This window comes from Bradyrhizobium sp. NBAIM08, from assembly GCF_020193935.1.
GTDB lineage: Bacteria > Pseudomonadota > Alphaproteobacteria > Rhizobiales > Xanthobacteraceae > Bradyrhizobium > Bradyrhizobium yuanmingense.
This window is the reverse complement of the sequence record NZ_JADYVR010000024.1, coordinates 17,979-35,787: the sequence shown is the minus strand read 5'-3', so window position 1 is coordinate 35,787 and position 17,809 is coordinate 17,979. Positions and strand designations below refer to the sequence as shown.

Here is a 17,809-nt window from a genome sequence, read left to right as displayed (position 1 = left end):
CCGAACGGCAGAGCGGCAAGAGACTTATGTCCGACAGCATCAACTACAAACTCTTCATCAACGGAGCGTGGCGCTCAGGCGGAAACGGCACCGATTTGCCCATCATCGATCCTGCCAACGAGCGGGAATTCGGCCGAGTGGCCGTCGCGTCCGCGTTGGATCTTGACGATGCGTTAACGACTGCACAGGCGAGTCTGCGGCGATGGTCGAATACTCCGGCCGCCGAACGGGGAGCGCTCCTCGTTCGTGCCGCGCGGATCCTACGAGGAAAGATCGAGTTTGCGGCGGCGGCACTCTCAAAGGAGCAAGGCAAGACGCTGGCCGAAGCCAAGGGTGAGTACGCCCGCGCAGTCGAAATGCTCGAGTGGAATGGTGCTCAGGCAGGGAAATTGTCTGCTCCATTTCCGATAGACGAAAAGCGGCGGATCGTACCAGAAGCGATTGGTGTAGTTGCTGCGTTTACGCCTTGGAACTACCCGGCAGTCCTCAACGCCCGAAAACTTGCCGCGTCTATTGCCGCCGGCTGCCCTGTCATCCTGAAAGCGGCGGAGGAGGCTCCGAGTGCTGGGGTCTATATACTCGAGGCCCTAGAGGAGGCGGAAGTCCCGCCGGGTGTTGTAAGTCTGGTCTTCGGACATCCACCGATGATCTCGGAGCACCTGCTCGCTTCGCCTGTTGTCCGAGCGTTGTCGTTCACCGGCTCTACACCGGTTGGCAAACAGCTCGCGAAGCTTGCTGCCGGCAATCTGCAGCGCTGCGTGCTAGAGCTCGGTGGCCACTCTCCCGTTGTCGTCTTTGAAGACACGGATATCTCGAAGGCCGCTTGGGCAATATCGGAATACAAGTTTGAGTGTGCAGGTCAAAGCTGCAACGCTCCCAGTCGGATTCTGGTTGCGAGATCAATCTACAAGGAGTTTCTGGCCACGCTTGTCCGCGCGGCGGAAAAGATCAGAGTCGGCGCGCCGGATGATCCTGGAACGGATATGGGGCCAATGGTGAATGCGAGGCGTATTGAAGCGATGGAGCGCCTGACCAGGGATGCTGTCAATCGCGGAGCGAAGATTGAAACCGGTGGTAAGCGCATTGATCGACCGGGCTTTTATTGGGCGCCTACAATTCTAAGCAATGTCCACCCCGAGTCACAGATTCTTCATGACGAACCGTTCGGGCCGATTCTCACGGTTGCCCCGTTCGATACGATTGATGAGGCAATTGATGAAGCGAACGCCACCGAATATGGCCTTGCTGCCTATTTCTTCACCGGATCTCTCGAGATTCAGAAGCGCATGATCCGCAGCCTTGCGGCGGGTGCCATCAGCGTGAACCACCTCAAGGGCGTATCTGCGGATGCACCAAACGCAGGAATCAAACAGAGCGGCTATGGCTACGAAGGTGGTGTCGAAGGGGTGAGGGCCTTTCAGAACCTGAAGCTCGTCAACGGAGTCACAGCCGCTTCCGTGGCATGAGCGACAAAACAGGAAGATCACTGTCCTGCCCCTGACTCGTTTCTGGAGCAGTAGCCAACCGTTTCTAAAGCACGAGTGGCTTGCAATATCCAGATGCTTATCGAAGTCGCCTAAGCGCCGAAGGCCAAGGCTGCTCGTTGAATCTGCGGCCGGAGGTTCGAAGGCCAGTTTGCCATAAGTGATGTAAGGCCTTGGTTTATCGGGATGAATGGCAGTCGAGATGGCTGCGCTTAGATAGAGTGCGCAATGAGAAACTCTCCCACCATAAGAGATGTGATTCTGGCTCCAGGGAACGGAAGCTTCTTCTACGACGATCAAGCTGCAATACGCGCCGGCGCGGCTCAAGATGGCTTTTGTTATTTGGGTGCGCCTCTGACGCCCGGTTTCCCGACCATCCGCATTCCATCGCGGTCGCTCAGCATCGGCCTCGTCATGTCAGACGACACGATCGTGTGGGGTGACATGATGAACGTGCAGTACTCAGGCGCGGGCGGTCGCGAGCCGGTCTTTCAGGTCGACACAGTCGAAGCACTCACGAGATCCGTTGTGATCCCGCGGCTACTCGCTGGCGACGTTTCCAATTTCCTTGGCTCTTGTAACCGTGTTCTCGCACACTATGAGGGCAAGCGCCTACCTCTCGCCGTTGAATATGGTGTGAGCCAAGCTTTACTTCGCGCCGCTGCGTATATTGGCCGGACTACGCTCGCCGAGGTGATCTGCTCCGAATATCGCCTGCCTTTACCCGACAAGCCAGTCCCGATCTACGCTCAGAGCGGAGATTCGAGAGAAATCAACGTTGATAAGATGATTCTCAAGTCGGTTGATGTGCTTCCGCATGGCTTGATCAACTCGCGAGAGAAGTTCGGTCCTTCCGGGGAGAAGTTTCGCGAGTTCGTCAAATGGGTCGTTAAACGCACGAAAGAAATCGGCCAGCCTGGATATCATCCCGTTTTGCATTTCGACGTTTACGGTTGGATCGGCCTCGAGATTGGAATGCAGGCGCAGAAGATTGCCGATTTCATTGCGCGCGTTGCGGATGACGCGCCGGGATACCGACTTCATATTGAATGCCCGGCGGACTTTGGATCAACGGAAGCTCAGCTTGAGGAGTACGCCAAGATCGTCGCACTTCTCGATAGCCGCGCTACCGAAGCCCGCGTCGTCGTCGACGAGCAATGCAACACGCTTGACGACATCCGGCTATTCGCCGAAGCAAAAGCGGCTCATCTGATTCAGATCAAGATGCCTGACGTGGGCTCGATCGCTGACTCCGCCAGGGCCGTGCTGGTCTGCAAGGAGAATGGCGTGGGCGCGTATATGGGTGGGAGCTGCACGGAAACGGATTTGTCGGCAAGGGCGGCAGTTAACATTGCAGTGGCAACACAGGCCGACATGATGCTCGCAAGACCTGGGATGGGCGTTGACGAGGGCATCTCGATCGTCGGAAATGAGCAGAGCAGACTGCTCTCCGTTCTTGGCTACCGCCGGTCGCAGAACTCCCGTCAGAATGTCGGAGGGGCGTCCGTATGAGGACGGCGTTAGTAGGTATTACCGTCGTTGCCGTCGAGCAGGCGGTAGCGGCGCCTTATGCGTCGTCCCGCCTCGCCGATGCCGGCGCTCGTGTCATCAAAGTCGAACGCCCTGAGGGCGACTTCGCACGAAATTACGATAAGCTCGTTCACGGCCAAAGTGCATATTTCGTCTGGTTGAACCGCGGAAAAGAATCCATCTGCCTCGACCTCACGGTCGAGCAAGATCGTGCAGTCCTCGAAGCGATGGTCGCTCAGGCTGATGTCTTCATTCAAAATCTCAAGCCCGGCAGCATCACGAAACTTGGATTTGGATCGGTGGATCTTCGGAAGCGCCATCCCCGGTTGATCACCTGTGACATCTCCGGCTTCGGCTATGGCGGTGCTTTGTCGCATCTCAAAGCGTATGACCTGATCGTGCAAGCCGAGACCGGGCTTTGCGCGATCACCGGAACAGCGGAGGGCCCAGCGCGCGTCGGGGTCTCCGTATGTGACATTTCGGCCGGCATGACCGCTCTCAACGCCATCTTGCAGGCGCTGCTCCTTAGGGAGCGAACCGGGGAAGGAACGGCCATTCAGGTCTCACTATTTGACGCCATCGCAGACTGGATGAACGTTCCGGTTCTTCAGTTCGATTACAGCGCCTATCATACAGCGCGCGCGGGCGTGAACCATCCATCTCTCGCGCCATATGGGGCGTACCGCTGTGCGGACGGCAAGGACGTCATCTTCTCCGTTCAAAACGACCGCGAATGGGTCAACTTCTGCACCAAATTCCTCAAACGACCGGAACTCATCCGCCACCCCGATTTTGCCGAGAACATGGACCGTATCCGCAACAGGACCAGTTTGGATGAAATCGTGGTAAATCGGTTTGCTCAAACGCCGAGCGACGAAGCCATGCGTGAGCTGGAAGCCGCCGGACTCGCGTACGGACGGCTGAACCAGATAGAGGACGTAGCCAAGCACCCACATCTCCGTCGAATACCTGTGTCAACGCCAGCAGGCCATGTCGACGTGATCGCGCCGGGCGCGATTTTTGACGGTGAGATAGCGCCGGTGTCGCGACCGGTTCCTGCTCGCGGAGCCCATTCTGAAACGTTGCGCAAGGAGTTTCGGCACTCCTCCTAGCCGCGGACGGCCGTCTGGCTGCTCATTTGTCCACACAATGAATGTTGCTTGTCGATCGCATCGTCCAGAGTCGCTGCCGCTGCAGTCAAACGACAGCCTTAAAGCTGGGACGAATCGCAATTTGGCAAATCGCGTCGTTGTGTTGCTTCTACGAGCGTAGACACAAGTCGCGGGTGAAAGACACGCGGCGATCGCATCTCTTCGCCGCTTCTACGATTTGAACCGCACGCGGGAGGGCGAGTGGCGCAAGGTCCGCGCGACGTGCAGCCTATTTTGGCCGGACTTCGCGACGCTGGCAGTCCGGCTCCTCGATCGACGTCCAGGGCCGGATCAGCATGGCCCGCGACGCCGACGTGCGCCGCGCGCTGTACGAGGCGGCGAGCGCGCTGCTGAGCCGCTACAAGAAGTCGTCGCGGGTGACTTGTGAGGCCAATGGAGGGCTCAAAGATTGCCAACAGCCTCGCCCGTTCGATCGCGCAAATATCGCCGATTGCGCTGGAAGGGCATGGCTCGCCACACGTCCATTTCCCAATAGTCACCGACAGGGACGCCAGTCGACATCCACTCGGCCATTACTTTGCCACCGCCACCAGAAGAGTCGATACCGCATGAATTGAACCCTGCGGCCACGTAGAGGTTGGCGATATTCGTCGACCGGTCCATGGCGGCGGGCTCGTGCATCACAGCGACACGCCGACCTCGATCTTCAGCGCGGCGTCCTGCCTGGCGCGCGTTGACAGCTTGGCGAGATCGAGCCGTTTGGCCACATTGGCGTCATAGGTCGAGGGGCGATCGGCAACACCTTGCAGTGGGCGCGGGCCGTGGCGCAGCTTCGAGGCCGTCGAGCTCGCAACCCTGGAATGGGTGGATTGTTCAACAACCGAAGGCTCCTCGAGCCCATCGGCAACATACCGCCGCCCGAAGTTGAGCAACGCTGCTACACCATGCTGGAACAACCGGCCAGGGCAGCATAACTTAAACCAAATGGCCTCCGGCAAACCCGGGCCGGTTCAAAGACCCGCGCGCTCGGCGCTTTGAGTCGGCCGGAGGTGACTCGAGGAATGGAGGAAACAAAATACGCGTGACCACGACGCTCAGGAAAGGAGATGATTCGCTATGATCCGGCCGCAGCGAGCGTGAGTGGGGTGGCAGTCACTACCTGCAGCGTTCATGACTAGAAAGCTCACGTTGCTCGATAGCGGTGGCAAGGAAGAGCTCTTATGGAATTCCTAACGGCCACTGAGCGGCTTCGGATGGCGAGATACCGGTGCCTTGCTTCCGTGAAGCAGGGGCGAAAGCCTAAAAGCGTCGCAATCGTGCAAATCAATGGGCGTTTCCAGCTGAATAAGCCTCTACATTGAAGAAAATCGGCTCTGAACACTCCTAATATTCACGCAACAAAAATGATTCAAATTCCGAACGTCACGCAATCACACTAAGGGAGCGAAGCATGAGTCTATTGATGAATCGCAGACGCGTCCTGCAAGCCGGCTCTTCCGCCGTCTTGGCAGGCGCCATGAATTCGATCGCCGGCAGTCCCGTGGCGGCGACAACGGACGAGCTGCGGGTCGTGGTCTATGGTGGGGACATAGCGAAGACATACATTGAGTGTTTTGTGAAGCCATTCGAGGCGGAGACCGGGATCAAGGTAGTCCCGATCACCGACCAAATTAGCTCTGCGCAGCTCGAGCTTATGGTGACCAACAAAAACGTGACGGTTGACGTTGCTCCCATGACTCAGGGCGCTACCATCATTGGTGGCGAGAAAGGTTTGCTCGAGCCAATCGACTATTCCAGCTTTAAGAAGGAGGAGGTGGATGGCCTCTTTGATTTTGTCAAACACCCGTTTGGGGTAGGGCAACTGATCTTTTCCTACGTGATGGTTTACAATACCGAGAAGTATCCAGCGGGAAAACCGCGACCGAACACGTGGGCTGAGTTCTGGGATACCAAGACATTTCCTGGCGTACGGACCTTGGTCTCAGGTCGATATGGGGGTGAGGGGCCTTGGGAGGAGGCGCTGCTGGCGGATGGCGTAGCTCCGGACAAGATCTATCCCATGGACATAAATCGCGTTTTCGCCAGTCTGGATAAAATCAAACCGCACATTCGGAAATGGTGGACTGTCGGCTCCGAGATTCAGCAGATTATGACAGATAAGGCAGCCGACCTTATGCAATCCTATAGCGGACGAACGGGTGTGGTGATTTCCCGGGGCGCGCCTATGGAGATGAACCGTAGTCAATCCAAGCTGCAGTGGGACAGTTGGGTCATCCCAAAGGGCAGCCCCAATGCCGCGAAGGCTCAAAAGTTTATTGAATTCGCTACCCGCGCCGAGCGCCAGGCTGCTTTGGCAAAGCTTTGGCCGGAAGGTCCTACCAATCGGAACGCATTCAAGCTCCTGCCTGAGGAGCTTGCCCGTAAGCTTCCTAGCCATCCTGACTACTTGGCCAGTGGCATCGTCATGAACGGGAAGTGGTACAGCGAGCGAGGGGCCGACGGGAAAACCAATTCCGACAGGCTCCGCGAACGCTGGAACGAGTGGATCCTTAGCTAATTCTGGATCTCTTTGAGGCTATGTGGCATGGCGACGACGGACCTCGTCGATCGCTATGCCGCTTTCCATGTTGATGGAGCCAGCATGCCTAACCGTTTCGACAATCAAGATCTAGTTGATGGGCCGGCGAATGCGCCTCTCGTTCCCATTGCCGGCAATGAAGCGATGGAGAAAGACGTGCACTTCGCTCAGATCGAATTTCGGAACGTCACGAAGACGTACGGATCAGTTACCGCAGTCAAGGACCTCTCATTGAGCGTTCGCCGCGGCGAGTTCCTGACAATTCTTGGTCCTAGCGGCTCGGGCAAGACGACAGCCCTAATGCTGCTCGCTGGCTTTCAGACACCAAATCAGGGCAACATCTTTATCGCTGGAAAATCCGTCGCCGCTGTTCCTTCCTACCGACGCGATCAGGGTATTGTCTTCCAGAGCTACGCGCTGTTCCCGCACCTCACCGTGCGCCGAAATCTTGAATTTCCGCTCGAAATGCGCGGCGTGATAGTTGCCGAGAGGGCAAAGCGCGTCGATCGGATTCTAGCGCGTGTGCATCTCAATGGATTGGACAACCGTATGCCGTCGCAACTGAGCGGGGGGCAGCAACAGCGAGTGGCACTTGCTCGCGCGCTGATAGCCGATCCACCGATTCTTCTGCTCGACGAGCCGCTCGGCGCGCTTGATCGCAACCTGCGCGAGCAAATGCAGACCGAAATCAAGAGCCTGCACAAAGAGTTTGGCATCACTACTGTCTGCGTTACGCACGATCAAGACGAGGCGTTGACGCTGTCGGACCGTGTCGTTGTCATGCAAGCCGGTCGGATCGAGCAAACTGACACGCCGGAGGCCATCTACGACCGGCCCACCACGAAGTTCGTGGCGAAGTTTCTGGGCGAGGCGAATATCCTTGATAAGGCTGGTTTTATGATCGAATCCGACGCCCCGCAGCCGGAGGGCACTATTCCTATGATTCGGCCAGAGCGAATCTGCGTCGCCCCACTTGACGCGCCGAAGCGCGTCGATGCGGACCAGTGTCAGTCCGTCAAGGGAACCGTGGACAACATGATCTATGCTGGCCCGCTGAGGAAATACCATGTGCGCGTCGCTAGCACAGTGCTTGTCGTGCGCGAGCACGTTGCATCGGGGCGACGGGCTCTCCAGCCGGGCGAAGAGGCGCGGCTTGAATGGCTTCGCTCCGATGTACGGTTCGTCAGAGCCTAGGACCAGAGCGAATACGACAAGAGAATAAGGCTAATCAACATGCTCCACAAGCTTGGCCAGATAACCATTGCGCTTACCGTTCCGGCTTTTGCCATTTTGCTCGCGGTTTTTGGTATACCGGCCGTTCTGCTATTTCTGACCAGCCTCAATGCGCCGGCCTTCTCGCTTGCCAACTACGAGGCGTTCTTCAGTCGCGGGGCGAATGTGCGCGTGCTCCTGCAGACCGTCGAGGTAAGCGTCGTGGCTACGTCCATGTGCGTAATCATTGGCTATCCGATGGCTTATCTAATCGCAGCTGCCTCGAAGGGCTTGCGTACGGTACTTCTCGCGCTCGTGGTCATTCCCTATCTTACCAGCTTTCTGGTGCGCACCTACGCGTGGATCATAATTCTTGGCGATGGCGGCTTGATCAACAATCTACTGCTCGACCTCGGACTCATCTCTAGCCCCATATCGCTCATCTACAACCGCATGGCTGTCTACATCGGCATGGTCCACATCATGCTTCCTGTCATGGTTCTCCCTCTGGTCAGTGTCATGCTAGGCATTGATAAGTCCCTCACTGCCGCTGCCCGTAGCATGGGTGCCCATCCGTTTGCCGCTTTCTGGCGCGTATTCTTTCCGCTTAGTCTGCCGGGCGTCCGCAGCGGCTCGCTGCTGGTCTTCGTCCTCTGTCTTGGCTTCTATATAACGCCCGCCGCCCTGGGCGGGTTGGGCGACGCCATGCTATCGACTTTCATTGCAACTCAGGTCGAAACCTCTCTGGACTTGGGGCGTATTGCCGCCTCAGCTTTCATCCTCCTGGGGCTTGCCGTGGTCATGCTTGCCATTTTTGGGCTGGACCTTTCTGGTGCTCAAGGTCGAGCCGCGACAAAAAGATGGAAGTCTCCGCAGCAGAATTGGCTACCCTCATTCAGTCCGTCGATCCGCTACTTCGAAGAGCTTGCTACCCTGTATCGGGCAAAGCGTTGGGCGGCTACGCTCTACCAAGCCGTTGGCAGCAAGCATCTATGGAGGATAATTGGTGCGTCTTTCGTCGCGCTTGTCATGTTCTACCTGCTCTTTCCGAGCCTTGTCGTCATCGTCATGTCGTTTAGCGCAGGACCATCACTACAATTTCCGCCGGCAGCCCTTTCGCTCCATTGGTACCAAAGCTTCTTTGACAATCCGTCCTGGACCGACGCTGCATGGACCAGCATCCAGATCGGTATCGCCGTCGCCCTTCTCTCGACTGTTGTTGGTACGCTTGCAGCCTATGGCCTTAGTCGCGCCTCTTCGACGCTACGTAGTATCTCGACAATGGCGCTCCTCACTCCCATTACCATTCCGAGCATCATTGTCGGCATCGCCGCGTACCTCGGCTTGCTCAAGCTTGGCCTCATCGGCACACAAGTCGGCATCGTCCTGACACATAGCATCGGTGCTACAGCCTATGTCGTCGTAATCGTCTCAGCGACGCTAGCAAATTTCGACCGGCGCTTGGAGCTGGCGGCGAAGAGCATGCGGGCCAATCCGCTGCAGACCTTTACGAAAGTGACGCTGCCGCTGGTCCGGCCAGGCGTCATCGGCGGGGCCCTGTTTGCCTTCCTTCACTCTTTTGATGAGGTTGTCAAAACGTCTCTGGTCAGCGGATTTGCGATCCGCACTCTCCCATTGAAGATGTGGGAAAACATACGCCATGAGATCGATCCGACGATTGCGGCAATAGCATCGATGCTGATGCTTCTGCCTGTAGCTTGGCTAATTGTTCTCTACATCACTTGGTGGAGGTCGAGGACGATAGTTCCGAACGCGCTCCAAGAGACCACGCCTTGAACCTGAGGTTTGAAGATTGAAGGCGCTCTTGTTCCCCGCTGACCCGCCACTGAGTTTTCATCCAGCGGCGGTTAGGGCCTCGGCGCACTTGTAGCGAGACCGAAGTTTGGAGCAGCCAGAACTAAAGTTTTGCGCTCTGATCCCGTTGGCGAGCTGGATGCGCCGACGTGGTTTTGCAGCAAAATCGGCGGCCGATTGCCGATCGCCCCGTGGGGCCGTTCTTCGTTACGCTATCTGCGCCAAGTCTCCACGTTTTCCTGGGCATCCGCAAGGGACTGGAAGCAGTGGGCGTTGAGGCATTCGGCTCGGAAGCGCCCATTGAAGGCCTCGATGAACGCGTTGTCGGTTGGCTTGCCGGGCCGTGAGAAGTCCAACGAGACACCGCGTTGACAGCTTGGCGGGATCGCGCCGTTTGGCCACATGGGCGTGATAGGTCGGGGGGCGATCGGCAACACCTTGCAGATCGGCTCGGCACCATGCGCCCCTCGATGATCGTCAATGAAGGCGATCATGGCTTGGACCGGCGGTCGAGCTCCGCCATCGCAAAATAAGCGGTGGCCTTGCGCAGGATCTCGTTGGCCTGCCGAAGCTCTCGGTTCTCCCCCGGCTAGCAGCTTCTCGGCGGTATCGGCGCGGAACGCCGGCCCGCTGCCCGCTGTCGACCTCGGCTTTCTTGACCCACTCATGCAGCGTCTGGGGCGTACAGCCAAACTTGGCCGCAATCGAGGTCACCGCGGCCCAGCGCGAGGGATGCGTGTCAACGGGCAGCGAACTTTCCGTGAGAATGGGCTTCCAAATTTCCCTAGGTGACGGCGATTGTGGTTCGGGGATCAGCCGCTATCGGGATCGTCATTGGTCCTTCCAGGCGGGCGGCCGCGGCGCTTGGGCTGCGGCGGGTTTGTGAGCGGGCGCGAGCGGACGTTTTCCGGGACGAGGGCGGCGTGCTGGCGGAGCCGATAGCTCGATCCCTCGATTTGGATAACAACGGAGTGGTGAAGCAGGCGATCAAGCAATGCTGTGGCGACGACGGCATCACCAAAGACCTCGCCCCATTCAGCAAAGCCGCGGTTCGAAGTGAGGATCATCGCGCCCTTTTCATAGCGGGCGTTGACCAACTGGAAGAACAGATTGCCGCCGCCGGGCACGACCGGGAGGTAACCGATCTCGTCGACGACAAGGAGGGAGGCGCGGGCGAGGAACCGCAGGCGCTCGCGCAAAGTGCCTTCGCGTTCGGCTTTTGCGAGGGTGGTGACGATGTCGGCGAGCGTGGCGAACGCGACGCTCTTTCCCGCCTTCACGGCCTCGACCGCGAGTGCTGTCGCGAGATGGCTCTTGCCGGTGCCGGGCGGCCCAAGCAGATGGACCACCTCGGCGCGGTCGATGAACTTCAATTCGGCAAGCGCCAGGATGCGATTGCGATCGAGCGAGGGCTGGAACGCGAAGTCGAAGCCGGCGAGCGTTTTGACGGTGGTCAGACGAGACATTCTCAGCGCGGTACTGACACGGCGATTGTCGCGCAGCGTCAGCTCCTCGATAAGCAGCTGATCGAGCGCCTCAATCCAGGTTACCTCACCCTGTTCGATTCGCCGCAGCGTGGTGTCCAGTATTTCCAGCGCACGTGGCATCTTGAGTGCGACCAGGCTTTTCTTGACGCTGTCGATCGCTGCCGGCTGCGTGTGGATGGTCATGGCCGGCCTCCCGATTGGGCGAGCCGTTTGCCGACAGCTTGGTAAAACTCGAGCGACCGTCGTGGGATGTGATCGCCGGCCCGACCGACGAGGGCTTCGGACACGCCAGGTCGCGACCTGGACCGGTTGACCGCCTGGCGATGCTCGGGTGCGACGCGAGTTCGCCGGCGGCCTTCCAGAACGGGATGGACGGCGACGATTTCGCCTTGATCGAGAATGCGGATTACATCGGGCAATTGCTGCACCTCGACAATGCGGCGCGTGCGGTCCGGGACGCTGTAATAGTTGCCACCAATCGACACGAGCCCGTCGTGGCTGACACGGCGCTCGAGTTTGAGCAGCGCGTCGAACGGCCCCGCTGGCAACGCCTGCAGCTCGGGTCTCTCGGCGGCAAACGCCTCGGCAACGACTTTCTGCGTGGTGCCGTGTACGCGCACGTTGGCGACGTTGGCCAGCCAGTCGTCGAGCTGGGTGTTGAGATCGTCGAGATTGCAAAAGCTGCGAGCGAGGAAGAAGTCCTGCCGGATGTAGCTGAACGGACGCTCGACCTTGCCCTTGGTCTTGGCGCGGTACGGCCGGCAGGCCCTCGGATGGAAGCCGTAATGTTGTGCGAGCGCCAGCAGCGACCGGTTATAGACGATGTGTCCATCGCCGTCCTCGCCCGTCACGGCCGTCTTCATGCGGTCGTAAAGGATCTCGATCGGCACGCCGCCGATGACCGCAAAAGCCTGCATGTGGCAGCGCAGCAGCGTCTGCAGGTCCTGATGCATGACGAAGCGGGCGAAGATGAAGCGCGAATGCCCGAGCACCATCGAGAACAGCCAAATGATCCGTGTCACATCGGGCTCGTCGGTGAAGATGGTCACGAAGCGAGCAAAGTCGACTTGCGCTTGCTGGCCAGCCGGGGTTTCGAACCGTACTTCGAAGGGCTTAGGTGCGTTATCGGGACGGATCGCCGCCGCGAACCGCTTTACGGCTGTATAGGCGCCGGTATAGCCGCGCTCCCGAAGCTCTCGGGTCAGCCGGACAGCACTCAAGTCCGGGAAGGCGGCGATGCGCTCTCGCAGATAGTCGAGATAGGGTGCGAGCTTGCTCGGCCGGCCAGCCGGCCGAGGGCCATAGGCGGGTGGCTCGAGACCCCGCGCAATGTATTTGCGGATCGTTTTCGGGTCGCGCCCCGTGCGCCGGGCAATCGCGCTGATCGACAAGCCCTGACGGTGAAGGTCCAAAATCACGATGAGATCTCCAAGCTGGATCATCCGTTCCGCCCCCGAATCACTTCGGGGACAGGATCGGATGCGGAAAGCCTGAAGGGGCCGCAGCGCTCCGGTATGTGGGGCCTCCGCGCCGCGGCCCCTTCAGGCTGGGATGCCAGCTAGGGAATTTTCGATGCCCATATTTGGGGAGTATTCACCGCCCAGTGACAGGATGCTCGCTGGCGTGATCCAAAACCATCCGGACCCGTCGGGCCCGGACCTCGGGTGAGAACTTGTTCGTCGTCCTGCTTGTCATGGCTCCATCTCTCAGGAGGTGGAGCCTCCGGCAAACCCGGGCCGGTTCAGCGCAGTCTGGTCTGTTTAGAGCGCCTAGAGTAGAAAAGGCTTCGTGTCCCCGGTAGGCCGCAGAATTTCTGGAATATAAGGCTTTACATTGCAGAAATTCGGCTTGGAGACCCGATAGCCTTTACTAAAGGGTAGACAACCTGATCGATGCGCCGATTTGAAATTGCGCCGCGGTGGCCCTGTGGGTCGCGTCCCGGTCAATCAGGATAGGTCACGGTAAGTTTGGACAATTCGTCCCCATCGGACGAATTGACTGTGGAGGTAAGGCGGCGTGAACTTTGACGTTGTGAAGCAAATTGCTGCGGTCAATTTCTCTGACACCTATCTGGAGGCCAGGCAGAAATTTTTGTCAGCGGCACCGAAGTCGAAGGCGTATCAGTGCAGTGCAAAGGGACCATCTCGCGAGGCTCTCTTTACCGATGCGGCATATTTCGGCCCCTCAGATGCAAAGAAGCTCTTGGTCCTGGTCTCCGGCACGCACGGTCCAGAGGGTTACCATGGCTCGGCAGCGCAGCTGCTGTTTTTGCAGGCAAAGTTGCACGAGGAGCTTCCGCCCTCGACGGCTGTGCTCTTCGTCCATGCGCTGAACTGCTACGGCTTTGCCTGGGATCGCAGGTCTACTGCAGAGGGATGCGACCTCAATCGTAACTTTATTGACTTTTCAAAACCGGCGCCTGCAAATCCCGAGTATGAGGAGTTGGATCAGTACTGCGTTCCTGCGGACAGAACAGAGGAGGGGCTCCGGCGCGCTGAAGCTGTGATAGCCGAATATCGCAAGTTGCATGGGGAAGAGGTTTACCGTTCAGCGAGGTCGCGTGGTCAGTACACCAGGCCCGGTGGCCTGTTTTACGGCGGAAGCGAGCCTACCGAAGCGCGACGAACCCTCGAGAAAATAGTAGCCGACTTTGACGTGGCAGCCCGCGATAATGTCATCATCATCGATTACCATACCGGGCTCGGTCCTTATGGCTACGGGGAGTTGCAATGCGAGCAACCGTCCGGGTTAAGGGGGTACGAGCGAGCAGCAAAAATCTTCGGGCCCTCAGTAACCTTGCCCGATCTAGGAACGTCCTCCTCGGTCAACTTGCACGGCACGCAAGACGAATACTGGCAGCGGATTTTGGGCGATCGTCACACCTACGTTGCCCTCGAATATGGAACCTACACTGGTTCGACGATACTGCGTGATGAACACTGGCTGTTCAGATACAGACCGGACGCGATTGATTCGGAACTCGGGCGGCAGATACGGAGGGCCACCAAGCAATACTTTTATCCCCAAAAACCGGATTGGAACGAGATGGTTCTTTGGAGAGCGCACTTGGTGCATCGACAGGCACTTGAGGGGTGTACATCTGGACACTAGCTGTTTGCCGAAAAGCCAAGTCCAGTGATGTCTCGCGTCAAGTGCCCATCCGACCCTGACGGCTCACTTCTATCGCTGGACCTCAGCGAGCATGCGATTGGCAAAGACTCCTGGAGTGGCCATCCGATGGCTTCGCTATGCCGAACTACGAGGCAAGGGGCGGATGTTGAGTGGTTGACGGACTAGCGCAAGCTTAGAATGAACGTCTGTGGTTACTAAAAGGAACGATCCATGACCGCACTTAAAGCAATTCCTTTCACCAATGCCCCGTTTCAGAAATCAGAGTATGAGCGGCGGCAGAAGAATGTGCTTGAAGCGGTGGCCAGAGCTGAGCTTGACGCGCTCGTGGTCACTGCCCACGGCCATCTCAAGTATCTTAGCGGATACGATGGGATGGGCGCGTACTTCATGCCGTTTCCGCTGATCTTCGTGCCAGGAAGAGCGCCAACATATGTCGTGCGCGAGTTCGAGCTCAATGGCGTACGTGCCGAAAGCTGTATCGACGAGATTGTTGGTTACACGGAGCAGCCTGACTTCGCCAGAGTGTGCGCCGATGTTCTCCGCCAGCTGGGCCTGGCAGGCAAGAGAATCGGGTTCGAACTGGGCTGTTGGAATCTTGCACCTGCAGATGTAAGTGCACTTCAGGCGCGCCTTCCGAACATGAACGTCGTCGATGCTTCTTGTCTGGTCCCGTCGGTGATGGCCGTGAAAAGCGACCTCGAAATCAGTGCAATGCGCGATGCGATGACTATGACCGATGTGGCGGTGCGTGCATTTCAGCAGTCGCTTAGGGAAGGCATCACCGAAACGGAGATGGCCGTAGCCATCCAGAGCGAAGTCAGAAAAGCCGGTGGTGAGGACGTGAGGCTGGTCTCAATCGGGTTCGGTGAGCGGACGAAATTGCCACATACTAGGCTTACACGCCATCCAATGGGTAACAACGAACCTGCAATGGTAGAACTCGGCGGTGTAAAACAAGGATACGCCGGAGCACTGGTCCGCGGCGCTGTACTCGGCCGACACCCTGAGTCGGAACGCTTGCATGCGTTGGCGGAAGAGGCACTTGAAGCCGCGATCGCCGTAATCAAGCCAGGCGTGACAGCTGGCGAAGTGGACACCGCCGCGCGCAAAGTGATCGAGCGTTCTGGTCGACCGCAAGCGCTCAATCATCGGGTGGGTTACCAAACCGGCGCCCCCTGGAATGAACGCGGCAACATCAGCTTGGAGCCCGGCGCAACCGAGATCCTTCAGGCCAACATGACCGTTCACATGCCAATGATTCTCCTTGGAGAGGACGGTTATATGATTGGTTGTAGCGAGACCGTATTGGTAACGGGACGCGGCGCGGAGGTGCTTAGCCGTACGCCACATACGCTGTATCGCGCATAATACCTTGGCACGCAGCCGTCAGCGCCGCGACTGTATAGCATCTCGGCGGTACCAACCGGCGGGCAGCCCCATGCTTCCCGCCTTCTTCTCTGATGGACTAGCCAGTCGCTAGTAGTGCTCCCTCGAAGCAGACGCGCATGCCCGGCGCAATCGTAGCCAGGCGTGCGCTAGATGGGTGCTTCAACTCGAGGCCCTCAGTCTCGGTGTGGAAACCTGTCGAGCTGGACCGGTCGTGCTCGTAGGTTGATTCCGCTACGCCGATGCGGCGAAACGCGATGATGCTGCATTGCCGATCCACTGCGCCAAATATTGTTCAAGTTCGCTGCGTTTCTCGCAAACGCGTGAGCGGCGTGATTGAGCGTAGGTGGCGGTGCTCGGCAAATGCCATCCCGCTTCTGGTCGGCGCACTCCTGCTCGAATAGAACACGCGCGGCCGCCGAGCGTCGGTGCATTGATGGGACTTGAAAACGATCGCCCCCGCTATGCGGTCATTCCGCCGCCAGCTTCGCGGAATCGCCAGCTGAGCGATCCGGTCCAACCATCGAACGTGGTGATCTCTGAGCTCCCGCAACAGATCTAATCGTGCGAAAAGTATGTACTTCCATTGTTCGAGCATGGAATTGCTGCGCGAAGCTGAACAAATTGCGGGATTTCAGCTTAGGATCGCGCTAAGCTCAAGCAATCATCTGTCATAAAGTTAGCGGAGTCATAAATGGCATTGCAAATCCCGCGCTCTCTCGGAATTCTGAATTTGGAACGGGGAATGACGACCGATGCCAACACGCCAGCGCCGCTACGCGGCTCCTTAATGAGTTCAGCTACTTTCGATCTTCCCATCATTTCAGAAACAGTTATTGGTGCATGGGCTGATATCGTTATTCCTGGCGCGCCAGAGCTGGAGCCTGCCTGCGTGGCGGCGGCGAAGCGCTTAGTCGAGAGGGGCGCTGTTGCAATAAGCTCCAACTGTGGCTACTTCATCCGACATCAAGCGGCTGTGGCCGCGGCGGTGGACGTACCGGTCGTTACGTCGAGCCTACTGCTCCTGCCGGCTCTACTCCGCCAATTGCCGGCCGCCGCTAAGCTCGCGGTTGTCGTCGCTCAGCCGAAGCACTTAAGCGAGGACATGCTCGGGATCGACGACCCGGCTGCGCGGGCGAGGGTGGTCATAGGGGGAATCGAAAACAGCTCACTCGTGCGAAATGAGAATATGCGACCGCCGCCGCGGACCGATATCGCGGAAATCGAAAGGGATGTCGTCGCCTGCACCACTCAACTCCGGGACTCACATCCTGATATTGCGGTATTTTTGTTCGAGTGCACGGGAATGCCACTGACGGCGCCGGCGGTCCGCCGGATAACGGGTCTGCCTGTCTACGATATTACGACCCTTTGCCGAATGACGTTGGCCTCCGTCCTGTAAGGGACTTTGCGTCACGTTGCTGAGTCCGCAATCCGCGCCATCACTGGCGGCCCAATCGAGTTGAGCGGGCTGCCATCCGGATAGGGAGCGTCGTAGGCCCGTTGCGCTGGCCTTCTGCTTGCTAGCAGCGCCGGTCTTGTATCTGCCAATACTAGAGGGGAACGCTCGTGTGCGTCGGGTCCGATCATTCACGATCGGTCGCCGCCTGACTGAGCCATTAGGTGAAATAGGGCGGCGCTGAGTTTGCATTGCGAAGCAGACGGCTGGACCGACTTTTCTGATTGCTATTTGGAAGCTAGGCAGCAATTCTTGATAGGTTTTGGTCGTAGTTTTCGGCGCGCACGGTCCAGAGGGTTACCAATGGGTCGGCGACACCGCTGTTGTTCTTGCGAGGGTAGCTTCACGAAGGGGCCACGTGAGCCGTGCGCTTCAACTGCTACGGGTTTGCCTGGGATCACGGTCGATTGCGAGGACTGAGAATCCAGTCGGAACTTTATCGACTTTTCCAGGCCAGTGCTCCAAATTCCGAGCATGAGGATGAGTATTGCGCTTTAGCGGACAGTGCGGAGGGGCTCCGGCGCGTAGAGGCGGCAATTGCCGAATATCGCAAGCTGCGGAGTTGGCTTCCGATCAGCGCGGGCGCGTAGTCATGTTCATTCAGCGACTGCGCG

Annotated in this window: 13 protein-coding genes, 3 pseudogenes and 1 other annotated feature; of the genes and pseudogenes, 10 read left to right on the top strand and 6 right to left on the bottom strand. The window is 58.3% G+C overall.

Annotated elements, in window-relative coordinates; all coding sequences use genetic code 11:
- The first annotated feature begins 26 nt into the window (after window positions 1-26).
- The 4 genes and pseudogenes from I6F37_RS37220 to I6F37_RS37205 form a co-directional block, all read left to right on the top strand.
- Window positions 27-1,466, top strand: a complete 1,440-nt coding sequence (locus tag I6F37_RS37220) for an aldehyde dehydrogenase family protein (protein WP_225131258.1) — start codon at window positions 27-29, stop codon at window positions 1,464-1,466.
- Between the two features lie 246 nt (window positions 1,467-1,712).
- A complete protein-coding gene (locus I6F37_RS37215) occupies window positions 1,713-2,996 on the top strand; it encodes a methylaspartate ammonia-lyase (protein WP_225131256.1) in 1,284 nt (427 codons plus the stop codon).
- Complete coding sequence (locus tag I6F37_RS37210; protein WP_225131254.1) at window positions 2,993-4,126, top strand: CaiB/BaiF CoA-transferase family protein; 1,134 nt, start codon at window positions 2,993-2,995, stop codon at window positions 4,124-4,126. Before I6F37_RS37215 ends, I6F37_RS37210 begins: the two co-directional genes overlap by 4 nt.
- 248 nt (window positions 4,127-4,374) lie before the next feature.
- A pseudogene (locus tag I6F37_RS37205) lies at window positions 4,375-4,530 on the top strand (transposase); the annotation flags it as partial.
- Window positions 4,531-4,567: 37 nt separating this feature from the next.
- Here I6F37_RS37205 and I6F37_RS37200 read toward each other — a convergent pair.
- Window positions 4,568-4,789, bottom strand: a complete 222-nt coding sequence (locus tag I6F37_RS37200; RefSeq protein WP_225131252.1) for a hypothetical protein — start codon at window positions 4,787-4,789, stop codon at window positions 4,568-4,570.
- Window positions 4,790-4,806: 17 nt separating this feature from the next.
- Window positions 4,807-5,058, bottom strand: a complete 252-nt coding sequence (locus I6F37_RS37195; RefSeq protein WP_225131243.1) for a hypothetical protein — start codon at window positions 5,056-5,058, stop codon at window positions 4,807-4,809.
- A 518-nt stretch (window positions 5,059-5,576) separates the two neighbouring features.
- Between I6F37_RS37195 and I6F37_RS37190 the strand changes: the two genes are divergently transcribed.
- The 3 genes from I6F37_RS37190 (at window position 5,577) to I6F37_RS37180 (ending at window position 9,713) form a co-directional block, all read left to right on the top strand.
- Window positions 5,577-6,683, top strand: a complete 1,107-nt coding sequence (locus I6F37_RS37190) for an ABC transporter substrate-binding protein (protein ID WP_225131241.1) — start codon at window positions 5,577-5,579, stop codon at window positions 6,681-6,683.
- A 165-nt stretch (window positions 6,684-6,848) separates the two neighbouring features.
- On the top strand, window positions 6,849-7,898 hold the full coding sequence (locus I6F37_RS37185; protein WP_225131276.1) for an ABC transporter ATP-binding protein: 1,050 nt from the start codon (window positions 6,849-6,851) through the stop codon (window positions 7,896-7,898).
- 39 nt (window positions 7,899-7,937) lie between these two features.
- Window positions 7,938-9,713, top strand: coding sequence for an ABC transporter permease subunit (locus I6F37_RS37180; RefSeq protein ID WP_225131239.1), 1,776 nt, complete (start codon window positions 7,938-7,940; stop codon window positions 9,711-9,713).
- Between the two features lie 71 nt (window positions 9,714-9,784).
- Here I6F37_RS37180 and I6F37_RS37175 read toward each other — a convergent pair.
- The 4 genes and pseudogenes from I6F37_RS37175 to istA form a co-directional block, all read right to left on the bottom strand.
- Window positions 9,785-10,096, bottom strand: a pseudogene (locus tag I6F37_RS37175) (transposase); the annotation flags it as partial.
- 7 nt (window positions 10,097-10,103) lie between these two features.
- A pseudogene (locus I6F37_RS37170) lies at window positions 10,104-10,466 on the bottom strand (IS3 family transposase); the annotation flags it as partial.
- Window positions 10,151-10,267, bottom strand: a sequence feature (AL1L pseudoknot). (Overlaps the previous pseudogene by 117 nt.)
- 77 nt (window positions 10,467-10,543) lie before the next feature.
- Window positions 10,544-11,401, bottom strand: coding sequence for an IS21-like element helper ATPase IstB (istB, locus tag I6F37_RS37165; RefSeq protein ID WP_225131228.1), 858 nt, complete (start codon window positions 11,399-11,401; stop codon window positions 10,544-10,546).
- Entirely contained in the window at window positions 11,398-12,660 is a 1,263-nt protein-coding gene (gene istA, locus I6F37_RS37160) for an IS21 family transposase (RefSeq protein ID WP_225131226.1), read from the bottom strand. Before istA ends, istB begins: the two co-directional genes overlap by 4 nt.
- Before the next feature lie 574 nt (window positions 12,661-13,234).
- On the opposite strand from istA, the gene I6F37_RS37155 reads away from it, so the two are divergent.
- The 3 genes from I6F37_RS37155 to I6F37_RS37145 all read left to right on the top strand — a co-directional run bounded on the left by I6F37_RS37155 (window position 13,235) and on the right by I6F37_RS37145 (window position 17,138).
- On the top strand, window positions 13,235-14,329 hold the full coding sequence (locus I6F37_RS37155) for a DUF2817 domain-containing protein (RefSeq protein ID WP_225131225.1): 1,095 nt from the start codon (window positions 13,235-13,237) through the stop codon (window positions 14,327-14,329).
- A 231-nt stretch (window positions 14,330-14,560) separates the two neighbouring features.
- Window positions 14,561-15,718 carry a Xaa-Pro peptidase family protein gene (locus I6F37_RS37150; RefSeq protein ID WP_225131224.1) on the top strand — a complete coding sequence of 386 codons (1,158 nt, stop codon included), beginning with the start codon at window positions 14,561-14,563 and terminating at the stop codon, window positions 15,716-15,718.
- 712 nt (window positions 15,719-16,430) lie between these two features.
- Complete coding sequence (locus tag I6F37_RS37145; protein ID WP_225131223.1) at window positions 16,431-17,138, top strand: hypothetical protein; 708 nt, start codon at window positions 16,431-16,433, stop codon at window positions 17,136-17,138.
- The last annotated feature ends 671 nt before the right edge of the window (window positions 17,139-17,809 follow it).

Bases quoted from the DNA above. Each gene is read 5' to 3' on its own strand.
- I6F37_RS37150 (WP_225131224.1), top strand. From the start codon at position 14,561: ATGACCGCACTTAAAGCAATTCCTTTCACCAATGCCCCGTTTCAGAAA.
- I6F37_RS37190 (WP_225131241.1), top strand. From the start codon at position 5,577: ATGAGTCTATTGATGAATCGCAGACGCGTCCTGCAAGCCGGCTCTTCC.
- I6F37_RS37210 (WP_225131254.1), top strand. From the start codon at position 2,993: ATGAGGACGGCGTTAGTAGGTATTACCGTCGTTGCCGTCGAGCAGGCG.
- istA (WP_225131226.1), bottom strand. From the start codon at position 12,660: ATGATCCAGCTTGGAGATCTCATCGTGATTTTGGACCTTCACCGTCAG.
- I6F37_RS37180 (WP_225131239.1), top strand. From the start codon at position 7,938: ATGCTCCACAAGCTTGGCCAGATAACCATTGCGCTTACCGTTCCGGCT.
- I6F37_RS37185 (WP_225131276.1), top strand. From the start codon at position 6,849: ATGGAGAAAGACGTGCACTTCGCTCAGATCGAATTTCGGAACGTCACG.
- istB (WP_225131228.1), bottom strand. From the start codon at position 11,401: ATGACCATCCACACGCAGCCGGCAGCGATCGACAGCGTCAAGAAAAGC.
- I6F37_RS37200 (WP_225131252.1), bottom strand. From the start codon at position 4,789: ATGGACCGGTCGACGAATATCGCCAACCTCTACGTGGCCGCAGGGTTC.
- I6F37_RS37215 (WP_225131256.1), top strand. From the start codon at position 1,713: ATGAGAAACTCTCCCACCATAAGAGATGTGATTCTGGCTCCAGGGAAC.
- I6F37_RS37145 (WP_225131223.1), top strand. From the start codon at position 16,431: ATGGCATTGCAAATCCCGCGCTCTCTCGGAATTCTGAATTTGGAACGG.
- I6F37_RS37220 (WP_225131258.1), top strand. From the start codon at position 27: ATGTCCGACAGCATCAACTACAAACTCTTCATCAACGGAGCGTGGCGC.